The organism is Pseudomonas sp. CLCA07 (assembly GCF_053615335.1).
The window spans coordinates 4,993,719-5,010,430 of the sequence record NZ_CM132131.1 but is presented as its reverse complement, the minus strand read 5'-3'; the positions used below and the strand labels follow the sequence as shown (position 1 = coordinate 5,010,430).

4 protein-coding genes are annotated in these 16,712 nt (G+C 61.7%); 3 read left to right on the top strand and 1 reads right to left on the bottom strand.

Features of this window, described 5'->3' with window-relative positions; genetic code table 11:
* Positions 1-79 precede the first annotated feature (79 nt).
* The 3 genes from dsbD to dsbG are packed head-to-tail and all read left to right on the top strand — an operon-like array spanning position 80 to position 3,425.
* The gene (gene dsbD, locus ACWGZX_RS23035; protein ID WP_452625550.1) at positions 80-1,813 is read left to right on the top strand and encodes a protein-disulfide reductase DsbD; all 1,734 of its coding nucleotides are present in this window, start codon (positions 80-82) and stop codon (positions 1,811-1,813) included.
* Positions 1,813-2,679 carry a prolipoprotein diacylglyceryl transferase family protein gene (locus tag ACWGZX_RS23030; RefSeq protein ID WP_452625549.1) on the top strand — a complete coding sequence of 289 codons (867 nt, stop codon included), beginning with the start codon at positions 1,813-1,815 and terminating at the stop codon, positions 2,677-2,679. The genes dsbD and ACWGZX_RS23030 overlap by 1 nt, the downstream gene beginning before the upstream one ends.
* Positions 2,655-3,425, top strand: coding sequence for a thiol:disulfide interchange protein DsbG (gene dsbG / locus ACWGZX_RS23025; protein ID WP_452625548.1), 771 nt, complete (start codon positions 2,655-2,657; stop codon positions 3,423-3,425). Before ACWGZX_RS23030 ends, dsbG begins: the two co-directional genes overlap by 25 nt.
* A gap of 116 nt (positions 3,426-3,541) precedes the next feature.
* Here dsbG and ACWGZX_RS23020 read toward each other — a convergent pair whose 3' ends face one another.
* The gene (locus ACWGZX_RS23020) at positions 3,542-16,525 is read right to left on the bottom strand and encodes a non-ribosomal peptide synthetase (RefSeq protein WP_452625547.1); all 12,984 of its coding nucleotides are present in this window, start codon (positions 16,523-16,525) and stop codon (positions 3,542-3,544) included.
* Positions 16,526-16,712 lie beyond the last annotated feature (187 nt).

The window sequence follows — 16,712 nt, the reverse complement described above, 5'->3', positions numbered from 1 at the left end:
CGTCCGGTGGGGCGGTTAATCATCGGTTAATCGCCGCCTCCCATTGTGCATCTCACTTGCACAGGGATAAGGCTTACCCATGCGTCGTCTGTTTCTATTTTTTGTCCTCTTGATCTCGGGTCTGGCCCAGGCAGGGACCAATCCGTTCGATACAAAACCTGAATTCCTGCCGGTGGAAAAAGCGTTCGCTTTCACGTCCGAACGCCTTGAATCCGGTGAAACCCAGCTCTATTGGCAGATCACCGACGGTTACTACCTTTATCAGAAACGCCTGAAATTCGATGGTTTGCCTGTTGATCAGCATCCCGTCTTACCGGAAGGCGAAGCGCACAGTGACGAGTTCTTTGGCGAGCAACAGGTTTACCGCCAGGGTCTGGAACTCAAGATCCCGGCCGGTGCAACCGGTCAGATCAAGGTGGGTTTCCAGGGCTGTGCCGATGCCGGCTTGTGTTACCCGCCGCAGACGCAGGTGGTGGATTTGGGCGGCGACGTCATGGTCGCCGCCAACGAAGCACCGGATCAAACCCTGGCCAGCGACCTGCAACAACGGGCGCTGGGCTGGAGTTTGCTAGTGTTTTTTGGCCTGGGTCTGCTGCTGGCGTTCACGCCTTGTTCATTGCCAATGCTGCCAATTCTGGCCGGCTTGGTTGTTGGCAGCGGCGCCACGCCTAAACGTGGGTTTGCCCTGGCGGGCAGCTACGTGGTGAGCATGGCACTGGTGTATGCGGCGATGGGCGTGTTGGCCGCGTTGCTCGGTGCGAACCTGCAAGCGTTGCTGCAAAACCCGTGGCTGCTAGGCAGTTTCGCGGCGGTGTTTGTGTTGTTGGCGTTGCCGATGTTCGGTTTCTTCGAGCTGCAATTACCGGTGGCCGTGCGCGACCGTCTGGAAAACGTGTCGCGCAATCAGCGTGGCGGCAATCTGGTCGGCGCCGGTGCGCTGGGCGCCTTGTCCGGTTTGCTGGTGGGTCCATGCATGACCGCGCCGTTGGCCGGTGCCCTGCTCTACATCGCGCAAAGTGGTAATGCGCTGCATGGCGGGCTGATTCTGTTCGCCATGGGCATCGGCATCGGTGTACCGCTGCTGTTGCTGGTGACGATCGGCAACCGCTTCTTGCCCAAACCCGGCGCGTGGATGAATCTGCTCAAAGGCATCTTCGGTTTCCTGTTCCTCGCTACGGCGTTACTGATGTTGCGCCCGGTGTTGAATGAATCGCTGTGGATCGGTTTGTGCGGCGCACTGCTGTTGATGGCGGCTTACAGCGCCTGGCGTCAGTCCAGCGGTTTTGGTCGTACGGCGCACGTGTTCGGCGCCAGCTCATGGCTTTTGGGTTTGTGGGGCAGTCTGTTGGTGATCGGTGCAGCGGGCGGTAGCGACGATTTGTTTCAACCACTGCAGGTCTATCGCGGCACAAACACGGCCAGTGCCGCCGCACCTGTCGGCCACGAGGCCTTCACCACGATCAAAGACCCGCAAGCGCTGCAACGGGAATTGGACGCGGCCATGGCTCAGGGCCAGTGGGTGCTGCTGGATTACTACGCCGACTGGTGCGTCTCGTGCAAAGTCATGGAAAAACAGGTCTTCGGCAAAGCCAACGTGATGCAAGCGTTGAGCGATGTGCGCTTGCTCCGGCTGGATGTCACCGCCGACAATGCCGCCAGCCGCGAACTGCTCGGCCGTTATAAAGTGCCGGGGCCACCGAGTTTTCTATGGATCGGCGCCGACGGCGAAGAGCGTCGCAGTCAGCGCATCACCGGCGAGGTCGATGCCGACACCTTCCTGAAACGCTGGAACACTACCCGAGACGCCCGTTAATGCTGACTTTCACCCTCGGCACCTTTGCCATCGCGCTTAACCATCTGCTGCTGATCAGCGCCCTGGCGCTGGCGACGTTTGTCGGCTGGCAGGTGGCCAAGCGGGGTGGCGAGAACCCCGAGTCGGTGCTGTTCAGCCTGTTCCTGATGGGCATGCTGGCAGCCCGGGTCAGTTTCGTCGCCGTTTACTGGGCGCACTATCGCAACGATCCGTGGCAAATCATCGACCTGCGCGACGGTGGCTTTCTCGCCTGGCCGGGGGCGATCGTGTTGCTGCTCGCGGCGTTGTATCGCGGCTGGCGTCGTCCGGGTTTGCGCCGGCCACTAGGATTCGGCGTGGGCAGCGGTCTGGCGTTCTGGTTACTGGCGACCGTCTCCCTGAGCATTTACGAACAAGGCACGCGCCTGCCGGAAATCACCTTGCGCAATGCCGCCGGTGAAACCGTGCAACTGGCCGATTACCAGGGTGGTCCGCTGGTGATCAATCTCTGGGCCACCTGGTGCCCGCCGTGCCGTCGGGAAATGCCGGTACTGGAAAATGCCCAGCAACAGCGACCAGACCTGACGTTCCTGTTCGTCAATCAGGCCGAAAGCATGCAAAGCGTTGCCACCTTTCTCGAAACCCAGGGCCTGAGCCTGACCAACGTGCTGTTCGATGGCGGCGGTCGTTTGGGTCAGGCCGTGGGTTCGATGGCGTTGCCGACTACGCTGTTCTATAGCAATGACGGTCGCCTGCTGGGCAGCCATTTGGGCGAACTCTCGCAAGCCAGTCTGGCCCGCGCCCTGGAAAACTTCGACACACCTCCTTCTGCCACACCGTCCCCCTCTTCAAGGAAACTGCCATGCCCCGCCTCCGCCACCTGCTGACGCTGACCCTGGGCGCCGCCCTGCTGCACCTGCCGTCGGTACAGGCCGCTGAAGAACTGCCTGAAGCGATCAAGAAGATCGAAGCCAAGGGCGCGAAAATCGTCGGCCAGTTCGATGCACCCGACGGCTTGCGCGGCTATGCAGCGCAATACCAGAACCGTGGCATCGCGCTGTACCTGACCCCGGATGGCAAGCATGTATTGCTCGGCAACCTCTACGATGCCGACGGCAAAGACCTGACCACCGCACCGTTGCAGAAGCTGGTTTACGCACCGATGGCCAAGGAAGTCTGGGGCAAGATGGAGGCCAGCAACTGGATCGCTGATGGCAAAAAAGATGCCCCGCGTGTGGTGTATCTGTTCAGCGATCCGAACTGCCCTTATTGCAACGTGTTCTGGGAACAGGCGCGGCCGTGGGTGAAGGCCGGCAAGGTGCAATTGCGGCACATCATGGTCGGGATCATTCGTGAAGACAGTCCGGGCAAATCGGCTGCGTTGCTGGCGGCCAAAGATCCGGGCAAAGCGCTGGAAGAACACGAAAAGGCTGGCAAGGAGAGTTCGCTCAAGGCCCTCAAGGACGTGCCGCCGGCGATTCAGATGAAACTGGCGGCGAACATGCAGTTGATGGAAGACCTGGAGTTGCAGGCAACCCCGGCGATTTTCTACATGGATGACAAGGGCGAGCTGCAACAGCAGCAAGGCGCGCCTTCGCCGGATAAGTTGGCGAAGATTCTGGGGCCGAAGTAGGCCTTACCGGCCCCTTCGTCGGAACGACGCCCGGAGCCGGCTCGCTCCCACATTGGAATGCATTCCCCTGTGGGAGCGAGCCTGCTCGCGAAGGGGCCAGTACAGACGCTAGATATTTAGAGCCCCTCCAAAGCCGCCATCAGGTCATTCAGCCGATCCACCTTCTCCTCGGTGATGTCATTCGCCGCCAAGCCCTCGATGTACTCTGCCAGTTCCGCCACTGTGCTGCATTCGAACATCGCCCGCAGCGGCACATCCCTTTGCAGCGCTTTCTGCACCCGCGATGCAATCTGCGTCGCCAGCAATGAATGCCCGCCCAGTTCGAAGAAATTGTCGCGCACACCGACCTTCTCGACTTTCAGCACCTGCGCCCAGATGTCCGCCAGCGTCTGCTCCAGCTCATTGCGTGGCGCCAGATAATCCTGGCTCTGCAACTGGCCGATTTCCAGCGCCGGCAGCGACTTGCGATTGAGTTTGCCGTTGGCGTTGAGCGGCAGGCGATCCAGCCACAACCAGTGTAATGGCACCATGTATTCCGGCAGTTCGACGCGCAGGCGTTGCTTGATATGCTCCAGCCGTTCGGTTGGATTGAGCACCGAATCGGCCGCTACCAGATAACCGACCAAGTGCTTGCCGTTCACCCCGTCCTGCACACCCACCGCCGCTTCGCGGACTTCCGGCTGTTCGTGCAAACGTGCTTCGATTTCCCCCAGTTCAATGCGGTAGCCGCGAATCTTTACTTGATGGTCGATACGCCCGACGTATTCCAGCACACCGTCACTGCGTCGACGGGCCAGGTCGCCAGTGCGATACAGTCGATCCCCCGGCGCGCCAAAAGGGTTCGGCACAAACACTTGCGCTGTGCGCAGCGGATCGCTGACATACCCGCGCCCGACCCCGGTGCCTGCCACGCACAACTCGCCCACCACGCCCAACGGCACCAGTTCCAGCGCGCCATCGAGCAGGTACAAACGGTTGTTGTCGGTCGGCGTACCAATCGGCAAATAGCTGCCGCGCGTCGAGGCCAGATCGACGCGGAAGAACGCCACGTCGTCCGAACATTCCGCCGGGCCATAAGCATTCACCAACCCAATCTCCGGGTAACGCAGCAGCCACTGGTGCGCGAGTTCCGGCGGCATCGCCTCGCCAGTCGGTAGCATCCAGCGCAAGCCGTCCAGGCTCATGCGTTCCTGGGCGAGCATGCCTTGAATCAGCGACGGCACGCTTTCCAGCACGGTAATGCCCTGCGCCGAAACGTGCGCCAACAGGCCTTGTGGATCATGGGCGATGGCGTTCGGCACGATATCCACCCGCGCACCGAACAACGGCGCGGCAAGGAACTGCCAGACCGAAATATCGAAGCTTTGCGAAGCCGTCTGAGCGATCACATCGGTATCACTCAGATTCAGGTACGGCACCTTGCTCAACTGGTTATTGAGCATGCCGCGCTGCTCGACCATCACACCCTTGGGCAGACCTGTGGAGCCCGATGTGTAGATCACGTAGGCGAGATTGTCCGGCCCGCTGTAGATGCCCGGATTGACCACCGAAACAGCACTCGCCTGCACCTCTTCCCAGACCAATAACTTGGGCCGTTGGGCGCAACCGGACTCGTCCAGCAACGCCAGCGCTTGCTCGCGGCAGGCTTGAGTACAAACGAGCAGCGGCGTGCGGCTCAGGTCAATGATCCGGCTCAGGCGCTGGCTCGGCAGGCCTGGGTCCAACGGCAAATAACCCGCCCCCGCCTTGAAGCTGCCGATGATCATGCCCAGCAAATCGAGATTACGTTCGGCCAGCAACGCCACCGGTTGATCCAGCCCGACACCGGCGGCGATCAGAGCGTGACCAAGGCGGTTACTGCGCTGGTTCAGCTCAACGAAGCTGTATTGCTGATCCAGATGACTGGCGACAATCCGCTGCGGATGCTCAGTCACCTGAGCTTCAAACAACGCGACGTAACTTTGATCCAGCGGGTATTCGTGCTCGCTCTGATTGCAGTCATGGACCAGGAAGTCCTGCTCCTCGGCACCCAGCAGCGGCAAATCGGCCATGTCGCCATGGAACCCTTCGACCAGCGCCAGCAGCAAACGCTTGAACTCACCGAGCATGCGTTCGATGGTCGACTCATCGAAGTAGCGCTGGTCGTAAGACAGGTGCAAGCCGAGGTCATCGCCCGGATAACACACCGCCGTCAGCGGGAAGTTGGTGTGGGTGCGGCCCGAATCCGAGGTCGCGTTGAGGCTTTGCGCACGGTCCAGCACCGACACTTCCACCGGGGCGTTTTCGAACACGAACAGGCTGTCGAACAGTGGCTGGCCCTTGGGCAGTTCACTGGTTTCCTGAATGCTCACCAGCGGCAGGTATTCGTACTCGCGCAGCTGCATGTTGCTGTCGAGCAAAGCGCTGAGCCATTGGCGAACGCTGCAACGCTGATCGTCCTCGGGCATTTTCACCCGCAGCGCAATGCTGTTGATGAACAGCCCGACCGTGCGTTGCATCTGCGGCATGTCCACTGGACGCCCGGCCACGGTGACGCCGAACAGCACGTCGCGATCACCGCTCAAGCGGCGCAGCACCAGCGCCCACGCCGCTTGGGCGAAGGTGTTGATGGTCAGATGATGCGCCTGCGCCAGTTCACGCAGTTGCGCACCGTCGTGGGCGTCGAGCCTGGTGTAGCGGTCGCCGACGATCATGCCGCCGCTTTCGCCGGCGTGTTCGCGCAGGAACGGTCGATCGCTCGGAATCGGCGTGGTCCGCTCGAAGCCTTGCAGGTTGGTTTTCCACCACTGCCGCGCTTCGGCCAGACTCTGGCGTTGCAGCCAGCCGATGTAGTCGCGGTAACGCGGTGGCACGGCCAATTGCGCTTCGCGTCCCTCGCCGAGGGCGGTGTAGATCTCAAAGAAATCGTTCATCAACAGCGAGCGGCACCATGCATCGATCAGGATGTGATGGTTGCTCATCATGAACCAGTAACGCGCCGCGCCGACCTTGATCAGGCGCAGGTGGAACGGTGCCTGATTGAGCAGATCGAACCCGGCCTCGCGCTCGCTTTTCAGCAAGGCCTGCAACGTCGGTTCTTGCTCGGATTCGGCGATCGCGCTCCAGTCGAGGTACTCGATTGGCGTGCTGCCTGGCTTGTGGATCACTTGCAGCATGTCTTCGCCGACGTTCCAGCAAAACGAGGCGCGCAGGGCTTCGTGACGGGCGATCACTGCTTGCCAGGCCCGGGCGAAGCGCTGCGGATCGAGTTCGCTGTTGATGCGGTAACGGTCCTGCATGTAATAGAGTCCGGTGCCTGGCTCCAGCAAGGTGTGCAGCAGCATGCCTTCCTGCATCGGTGTCAGCGGGTAGACGTCTTCGATCACGGCTGCCGGAACCGGCAATGCATCGAGTTGCGCCTGGGTAAGTTTCGCCAGCGGGAAGTCCGACGGCGTCAGGCCGCCCGTATCGTCTTGCAGGCAATGCTCGATCAGGCCTTGCAGTTCGCACAGATAAGCATCGGCCAAATCAGCGATGGCTTGCGGGGCGTAGCGTTCGGCGCTGAAGGTCCAGCGCAGCACCAGTTCGCCGGCATAGACCTGACTGTCGATGCTCAGCTCATTGGGCAGCGGCGCGTGCGGATCGTGGGCCGCGCCGACCGGTTCATCAAGCGGTCGGAACAAGGCCTCCGTACCAAAGCTCTGGTCGAACTGACCGAGGTAGTTGAAAGTGATTGGTGCGACCGGCAGCGCCGCCATGGTCTGGCGGCACAAGTCGTCGGCCAGATAACGCAGCACGCCATAACCCAAGCCTTTATGCGGCACGGCGCGCAGTTGTTCCTTGATCGCCTTGATCGAGGCGCCCTGCCCGTCCAACGGGGTCAGCCGCAGCGGGTAGGCGCTGGTAAACCAGCCCACGGTGCGGGTCAGGTCGATCTCGTCGAACAGGGCTTCGCGGCCGTGGCCTTCCAGTTGAATCAGTGCCGATTGGTCACCGCTCCAGCGACACACCACGCGGGCCAACGCCGTCAGCAACAGGTCGTTGACCTGCGTGCGGTAAGCACTCGGGGCCTGTTGCAGCAACTGCCGTGTGCGCTCTGCATCGAGGCGCACGCTGACAGTTTGTGCATGACGATTCTGCCGGCCGCCATCGGGACGATCGCACGGCAGCGCGACATCAGGCCCGGCCAGTTGCGATTGCCACCCGCTCAGTTCTTCGCGCAGGGACTCGCTGCCGGCGTACGCCTGCAAGCGTGCCGCCCAGTCCTTGAAGGCACTGGTTTTGGCCGGCAGATTGACCGCTTGCCTGGCCTCCAGTTGACGGTAAACCGTTTGCAGATCGTCCAGCAGTACCCGCCACGAAACACCGTCGACCACCAAGTGGTGAATGGCGATCAACAGCCGTTGTTGCCCCTCGGGGCCATCGACCAGCAACGCACGCAGCAGCGGCCCCGTTTCAAGGTCGAGGCTGCGCTGGGCTTCGGCAAACAATGCTTCGCACTGGTCCATGGCCGGCACGCGCACTTGCCACAACAACTCGGTGTCGGACACCGGTTGATGCTCGGCCAGCCATTGCCCGGCTACTTCGGTGAAACGCAGGCGCAAGGCATCGTGCTGTTCAACGACCGCCAACAACGCTTGTTCCAGGCGATGAGGTTCCAGCGTCACGGTCGGTTCCAGCAGCAACGCCTGGTTCCAGTGTTGGCGCTCGGGGATGTCGGTATCGAAGAACCAATGCTGGATCGGCGTCAGACGCGATTCACCAGTGAGCAAGCCTTGCTCGGCGGTGACCTGTTCGGTGCGGGTCGCTACGGCGGCCAGGGTTTGCACAGTCTGTTGCTGGAACAGGTCACGCGGACTGAAATGGATACCCTGTTGCCGCGCCCGGCTGACCACCTGGATCGACAGAATCGAATCGCCACCCAGTTCGAAGAAGTTGTCGTTGAGGCCGACCTGCGCCACGTTCAGCACGTCGCACCAGATGCCGGCCAATGTCAGTTCCATCGCATTGCTCGGCGCCACAAACTGCTGACGGTACAGCTCCGGGTCGGGTGCCGGCAATGCGCAGCGGTCCAGTTTTCCGTTGGCGGTCAGCGGCATGCTGGCCAGCAGGATCAGGTGCGTCGGCACCATGTAATCCGGCAGTTGTGATTTGAGGTGCGTCTTGAGGGCTTCGCGCAGTGTGGCTTGTTGCGCTTCGTCCTGTTCCGCCACCTCGGTAACCAGATAGCCCACCAGTTGTTTGCCGCTCGGCGCATCAAGCGTCTGCACCACGGCTTCACGGATCGATGCATGTTCCAGCAGGCGGGTTTCGATCTCGCCCAACTCTATGCGGAAACCGCGAATCTTCACTTGATGGTCGATGCGTCCGAGGTACTCCACCAGCCCATCGGCGCGTTGGCGCACCAGGTCGCCGGTGCGGTAAATACGCCCGCCATCCACGGCGAAAGGGTCGGCGATAAAACGCTCGGCCGTCATGCCCGGACGCTGGTGATAACCCTGCGCCAGACCGGCGCCGCCGACGTACAACTCGCCGGTCGCGCCCTGCGGCACAAGGGCCAGGTCCGCATCGAGAATGTACGCCACCCGCGCACCAATCACGCTGCCAATCGGCACGCTGCCCAGACCTTCTTTCAGCTGTTCGGGCGCGAGACTGGCCAGCGGCATGACCACGGTTTCGGTCGGACCGTAAGCGTTGAAAAACAGGCTCGGCTTGAACGCTGCGCGAATGCGCGCCAGGTGTTCGCCGGTCAGGGCCTCGCCGCCGGTAATACACATGCGCACCGGCAGGGTTTCACCCTGGGTCGCCAGCCATTGCGCCAATTGACTGCCGTAGCTGGGGGTGAAGCCGAGGATGTTGATGTCGTGCCGACGAATCAAACCGCAGATTTCTTGCGCATCCCACTGCCCTTGCGCCCGTAAAACCACTTGCGCACCGCTCAACAGGGGCACCAGCAAACGCTCGGTCGCGGCGTCAAAGTTGATGGAATAAAAGTGCAGTTCGCAGTCGTCCGGGCGCATGCCGAAGCGTTGAATGACGGCTTGGCAATGCATGGCGATTTCACCGTGAGACACCACCACACCTTTCGGTTTGCCGGTGGAGCCGGAGGTGTAAATCAGATAGGCCTGATGTTGCGGCAGGCTGATAAACGGCAGCTCGGTGGTCGGGTAATTGGCCAGTTCGGCGGTATCGTCCTCCAGACACCAACGAGCGACGGTTGTCGGCAACTCACCGAGGGCTTCTAACATCGCCGCATCGCTGAGCAGCAAACCGATGCCGCTGTCTTCGATCATGTAGTGCAAACGGTCCAGCGGATACTCCGGGTCCAGCGGCACATAGGCGCCGCCGGCCTTGAGGATTGCCAGCAGGCCGATGACCATTTCCAGCGACCGCTCAAGCGCCAGACCAACGCGCACCTGCGGACCGACGCCGCGCTCGCGGAGCATCCAGGCCAGTTGATTGGCGCGGCAGTCGAGTTCGGCGTAGCTCAGAGTTTGCCCGGTAAAGGTCAGGGCTGGCGCGTCTTTGCGCGCCAGCGCCTGCTCGCTGAACAGGTGATGAATGCACTGGTCGAGCCGATGCTCGCCCGGTTCGGTGCCGAGGCTATCGAGCAGTGTTTGCTGTTCGCTGGTGTCCAGCAACGGCAGTTCACTGAGGCGCTGTTGCGGGTCGGACAGCAGCGCTTCCAGCAAATTGCGCCAATGCCCGGCCATACGCGCAATGCGCGGTTCATCGAACAGATCCGTGCTGTAGGTCAGGCAGCAACCGAGGCGATGATCGAGGTCGGTGACTTCCAGATTGAGGTCAAACTTGGTCGCTCGCGCATCGTTAGCCAAATACTCGACCGTCATGCCGGCCAGGGTGCGGCTCTGCTGGAATTCCCAGCGCTGCACATTGCACATCACCTGGAACAACGGGTTGTAAGCCGCACTACGCGGTGGTTGCAACGCTTCCACCAAATGGTCAAACGGCAGGTCCTGGTGGGACTGGCCTTCGATCACCGTGTGGCGCACCTGCTCGAACAATTCACCGACGGACATCTGCCCGTCGAGCTGGCAACGCAGCACTTGGGTGTTGAGGAAGGCACCGATCAACCCTTCGCTTTCCGGACGAATCCGGTTAGCCACCGGCGCACCGATGCGCAGATCAGTCTGGCCGCTGTAGCGGTAAAGCAGCACGGCCAGCGCGGCGGTCATGGTCATGAACAGGGTCAGACCGTTTTGCGCATTGAAGGCGCGGACTCGTGCAGCGAGGTCATCGCTCAAGTCGAAGCGGAACAGCTCACCCTGATGGCTTTGCACGGGTGGACGCGGTCGGTCCGCCGGCAATTCCAGTAGCGGGTGTTCACGGCCCAGTTGCGCGGTCCAGTAATCGAGCTGGCGCTGACGTTCGCCAGACTCCAGCCATTGACGCTGCCAGACGCTGTAATCCAGATACTGCACTGGCAGCGGCGCCAGCGGTGATTCGCGGTCATCGACAAAGGCTTCGTAGAGCGCGCTCAGTTCACGGGCGAAAATGTCCATCGCCCAGCCTTCGGTGACGATGTGGTGCAGGGTCAGCACCAGGTAGTGTTCGTGCCCGGCGGTCTTGACCAGGCAGGCACGTAGCAGCGGGCCGCTTTCCAGATCGAAAGGTGTATGCGCCTCGTCGTCAGCCAGTTGCTGGACTCGTTGCTCGCGGACTTCGCCAGCCAGTGCCGAAAAATCCTTCCACTCCATGCGCAGGTTTGTTTGCGCATGGACCTGTTGCCGGGCTACGCCATCGAAGCTCGGGAACGTGGTGCGCAGGGTTTCGTGTCGCATGATCAGCGCTTGCAACGCGGCCTCAAAACGCCCGACATCGAGCACCCCGCGCAGCCGCGCCATGCCTCCCACGTTGTACGCGGGGCTGTCCGGCTCCATCTGCCAGAGGAACCACATGCGCTGCTGGGAATAGGACAGCGGCACCGGCTGGCTGCGGTCGACTTTGTCTATCGGTGGCTGTTTGTTCGTGTGGCCGCTGAGCTGAATCAGCCGAACCTGATCGGCGAACGCGCCCAGCTCACTGTTTTCGAACAGCGCACGCAGCGGCAACTCGACGTCGCAGGCCTGGCGGGTGCGGGAGATGATTTGCGTGGCCAGCAACGAATGGCCGCCGAGGGCGAAGAAGTCGTCGCGTAGACCGATTTGAGCCTGGCCCAACACTTCGCGCCAGATGCTGGCGATCTGTTGCTCCAGTGCGGTAACCGGTTCGACGTGTTCACGTACTTGCCATTGTGGCTCGGGCAACGCGCGGCGGTCGAGCTTGCCGCTCGGGCTCAGGGGCATTTGGGCCAATCGCATCAACTGCGCCGGCACCATGTATTCGGGCAGCTCAGCCGCCAGCGTGGTGTTCAGGCGTGCGGTTTGAGCGTCCTCGGTTTCGCTGGTTTCAGTGGCGGTGTAGTAGCCGATCAACTGCCCGCCGACCGCCGTCTCGCGCACCAGCACCACAGCTTGCGCGACGCCATGCTGCGCCAGCAACCACGCTTCGATTTCTTGTGGCTCAACACGGAAACCGCGCAGTTTGACCTGCTGATCGAGGCGACTGAGGTATTCGATCACGCCATCAGCGGTCCAGCGCGCGCGGTCGCCGGTGCGGTACAGACGCGCGCCCTGCTCGCCCAGCGGATCGACGACAAAACGTTCAGCGGTCAGGCCCGGACGGCCCAGATAGCCGCGCGCCAAGCCGATACCGCTGATGCACAGCTCGCCGGGTACGCCCGCCGGTACAGGATTGAGGTCGCTGTCGAGAACGCGACAAATGACGTTGCCCAACGGACGGCCAATTGGCGAGCGCTCGCCATCGGCCGTGGTGCAATGCCAATGGGTGACGTTGATCGCGGTTTCGGTCGGGCCATAACGGTTGTGCAGTTGCACAGCGGGCAACTGTTCCAGCACGCGGTTGCGCAGTTCCGCCGGTAAGGCTTCGCCACCGGAGAACACACGGCGCAGGCTGGTGCATTGCGCGGTGAGCGGTTCGTCGGTGAACAACGAAAGCAGCGGCGGTACAAAGTGCAGCGTGGTGACGCCGTGCTCTTGAACAAGCTGCGCAATGCGATGCGGATCACGGTGTTCGCCGGGGCCGGCAATCAGCAAACGTGCGCCGGTGATCAACGGCCAGAAGCATTCCCACACCGATACGTCGAAACTGATCGGCGCCTTTTGCATCAGCACATCGGTGTCGTTCAGGCGATAGGTGTTCTGCATCCATTGCAGCCGCTCGGCAAGCGCCGCGTGGGTATTGCCGACACCCTTGGGCTGACCGGTGGAGCCCGAGGTGTAAATCACGTAGGCGAGGTTGTCACCGTGCACATGCAGTCCCGGCGCATGGCTTGGCCAACGGTCGAGATTGAGCGCGTCCATGGCAATTACGCTGACGCCATTGGCGGCCGGCCAACGCTCGAGCAGTGCGGTTTGGGTCAGCAGCAATTCGACACCGCTATCGCTGAGCATGTAGGCCAGGCGGTCGGCCGGGTAGTCCGGGTCCAGCGGCACGTACGCGCCACCGGCCTTGATGATCGCCAGCAGGCCGATCAACAGTTGCGGCGAACGCTCGGCCGCGATGGCCACGCACACGTCCGGGCCGACGCCTTTGTCGCGCAGGTAATGAGCGAGGCGGTTGGTCTGGGTGTGCAGGTCGGCGAAGTCCATGGAGCCACCGTCCCACATCAGGGCGGTGCGTTCAGGCAACAGGCGTGCCTGTTGGTTGAGCAGTTGCGGCAGCCATTGGCCGGCTGGCGTGCAAGGCGCCTCGCTCCAGGCTGTTTGCTGATCGTGCTCGTACGGGGTCAGCAGTGGCAGGTCACCGATGGCGGTGTCGGGTTGTTCGCAAATGGCGCGCAACAGGTTGCTGAAGTGTTCGGCCAGACGCTCGATGGTCACCGCGTCAAACAGTTCGCTGGCGTAGTCGAAGGACAGGCTGAGGCGCCCCCTCTGGTCTTCTTCGCTGTGCAGTTGCAGGTCGAACTTGGCTTCGCGGCTGTGCCACGGCAGCTCTTCGGCGAGCAATCCTGGCAGGCGGCGCAGTGAGCTCAAGTCCCGTTGTTGGTGGTTGAACATGACCTGGAACAGGCCTTGTTCACGGGCTTGCGGGAACGCTTCGAGCAGTTGTTCAAAGGGCAGGTCTTGATGCGCCTGGGCGCCCAATGCGCTCTGACGGGTTTGCGCCAACAACTCAGCGAAAGGCTGCCGCGAATCCACCTCGGTGCGCATCACCTGAGTGTTGATGAAGAAACCGATCAACCCTTGTGTGTCCAGACGTGGACGGTTGGCATTCGGCACACCGATGCGGATGTCGCGCTGACCACTGTAGCGGTGCAAAAGACTCTGGAACGCGGCGAGTAACAGCATGAACGGTGTCGATTCATGAGCCTGCGCGGTCTGGCGAATGGCATCGCTCAAGGTCGCGTCCAGCTTGACGGAATGACGAGCAGCGCCATGCGTGTGCTGTGCCGAACGCGGATAATCTGTGGCCAGGGTCAGGGTCGGATGCTCATCGCCCAACCGGGCTTTCCAGTAAGCCAGCTGACGCTCGCCCTCACCTTGTGCCAGCCATTGGCGCTGCCAACTGCCGTAGTCGGCGTACCGGATCGGCAATGCCGCAGGCGCTGCTATTTGTCCTTGGGATGCGGCGGAGTAGAAGCGCGAGAACTCATCGATCAGTACGTTCAACGACCAACCGTCGGCGATGATGTGGTGCATCGTTACCAGCAATTGATGCTCCTCGTCAGCGAAGCGCACCAGGGTCACCCACAGCAGCGGGCCTTTCTCCAGATCGAACTGAGTACGGGCTTCGACTTCACGGATTTGCTCTGCACGGGTTTCACGCTCGGCAGCGGGCAGGTCGCTGATGTCGATCATTTGCAGGTTGAATTCAGCGGCGGCATCCACCTGTTGCAGCGCCACGCCGTCGCGCTCGAAGAACCGCGTGCGCAGGGATTCGTGGCGCTCGATCAGCTGCTGAAAGCTGGCGCGCAGCGCGTGTTCATCCAGCTCGCCGCGCAAACGCAACGCACCCGGTATGTTGTAGGCGCTGCTGTGCGGGTCGAGTTGCCAGGTGATCCACAGGCGGTTTTGCGCCAGCGATTGCGGCATGGCTTCGGTGCGCGACAACGGGGTGATCGCCCCTTGGGCCATGCCGCCATCCTGTTGCTGCTGAGCCACAGCGACAGCAAATGCGCCCAGGGTCGGCGCTTCGAACAGCAGGCGCAGGTTCAGCTCCAGACCGAGGGCTTCGCGCAGACGCGCGACCACTTGGGTGGCGGCGATGGAGTTGCCGCCGAGCAGGAAGAAGTGGTCGTCTGCATTGATCTGCTTGACCTGCAATTGTTCGCACCAGATCTGGCCGATCAGGGTTTGCAATTCAGAAGCCGATTCGGACTTTCCTTCACGTTCGGTGAGCGCTGACGGAAACAGTGCATAGCTGTCGAGACTACCGTCCGCCAGGCGATTGCGGCACGCCGAGCGTTGCAACTTGCCGCTGGAGGTTTTGGGCAACGCGCCTGGATTGAGCAGTACCACCACGCTCGGCGCTTCCTGAAAGGCCTCGGCCACAGCTTGGCGGATGGCGTCAATCAGCGCTTCGGGGGGCAGGATTTTCTGTACGCTGCGGCTGATTTCGGCGGCGATGCCAATGCCTTCCTGGCCGTCGTTGTGCACCGCGAAGGCGGCGACACGACCTTTGCGCACCACGTCCACATCACGTTCGATGGTCTGTTCGATGTCCTGCGGATAAAGGTTGTGTCCGCGAACGATCAGCATGTCTTTCAGGCGTCCGGTGATGAACAGTTCACCGTCGCGCATAAAGCCCAGGTCTCCGGTGCGCAGCCAGGTCTGGCCGTCGTGCTGCACGAAAGTCTTGGCGCTGGCCTCGGGGTTACGCCAATAGCCGAGAGCAATGCTCGGCCCGCTGGCCCAGACTTCGCCGACGGCATTGTCGGCCCGTTCAGTGAGCGCGACCGGATCGACAATCAGCACCGCGTGGTCCGGCTGGCTAATACCACAACTCATGACCGCGCGGCCCTCGCCCGACTCCGCCAGGTTTTGTGCCAAAGCTTGATCGTCCACGCGCAAGTTGCCAATACCTTGCCCGCGAGGGCTGCCGGCAACGAACAACGTCGCTTCGGCCAGCCCATAAGACGCCATGAAACTGTCTGGGGTAAAACCACACGGTGCGAATTTCTCGACGAAGCGTTCCAGGGTGTCGAGGCGAATCGGTTCGGAACCGGAATACGCCACACGCCAGCCACTCAGGTCGAGCCGCTCCAGGGCCGATTCGCTGACGCGTTCGCTGCACAGCCGATAGGCAAAATCCGGCCCACCACTGATGGTGCCGCCGTACTCGCTGATCGCTTCCAGCCAGCGCAATGGTCGACCGAGGAAGTACGCTGGCGACATCAACACACATGGCACACCGCTGAAAATCGGTTGCAACAGACCACCGATCAACCCCATGTCGTGGTACAGCGGCAGCCAGCTGACGATCACGTCGTCAGGGTTCAGGTCGATGCCAAAGCCGTGGCGAATCAACAGTTCATTGGCCACCAGGTTGCCGTGGCTGACTTGCACGCCTTTGGGCAGCGCGGTGGAACCGGAGGTGTATTGCAAGAAGGCAATGTGGTCGTCTTCGAGGTTCGGCTCGATCCAGCGATTCGCCCACTGCGCATCGAGGGTGTCGACGCAGAGCAGCAACGGCGCGTCTTCAATCTGCTGTAATGCGTCGCGCAGATCAACGCTGGTCAGCAGCACGCGCGGCGCGGCATCGCTGATGATCGACAGCAGACGCTCCTGGTGGTGACGTTTGGCCGACTCCGGCGGATAGGCCGGCACTGCGATCACCCCCGCATACAAACAGCCAAAAAACGCGGCAACGTAATCCGGGCCACTGGGAAACAGCAGCACCGCGCGATCGCCAAATTCCGCCTGGGCCTGCAACGCACCGGCAATGATTCGCGCGCGCTGATCCAGCTCGCGATAGCTGAGTACAACAGCCTGATCCGGGGTGTCGGCGAGAAAACGCAAGGCCACCCGATCCGGCGTCAGGGCCGCGCGGCGCTGGAGGGCTTGGACCAGAGTGCTTGGGAGTTCGAACGCGTCGGTCATGAGGTTTCCTGCCTGATTTCGGCTTGCAAGTGGAATCGGTTTTCTAACGTCACGCCCATGGGCAGGCGTGCAGGACGCGGTTTTCGCCGACCGCGCAAGGCAATGGGAATGCGGGTGTGGCCGGGATTTACCCTGCGCCTTTCACCAATGAGAACGGATGACATCTTGAAATAATTAGTCGGCAGGT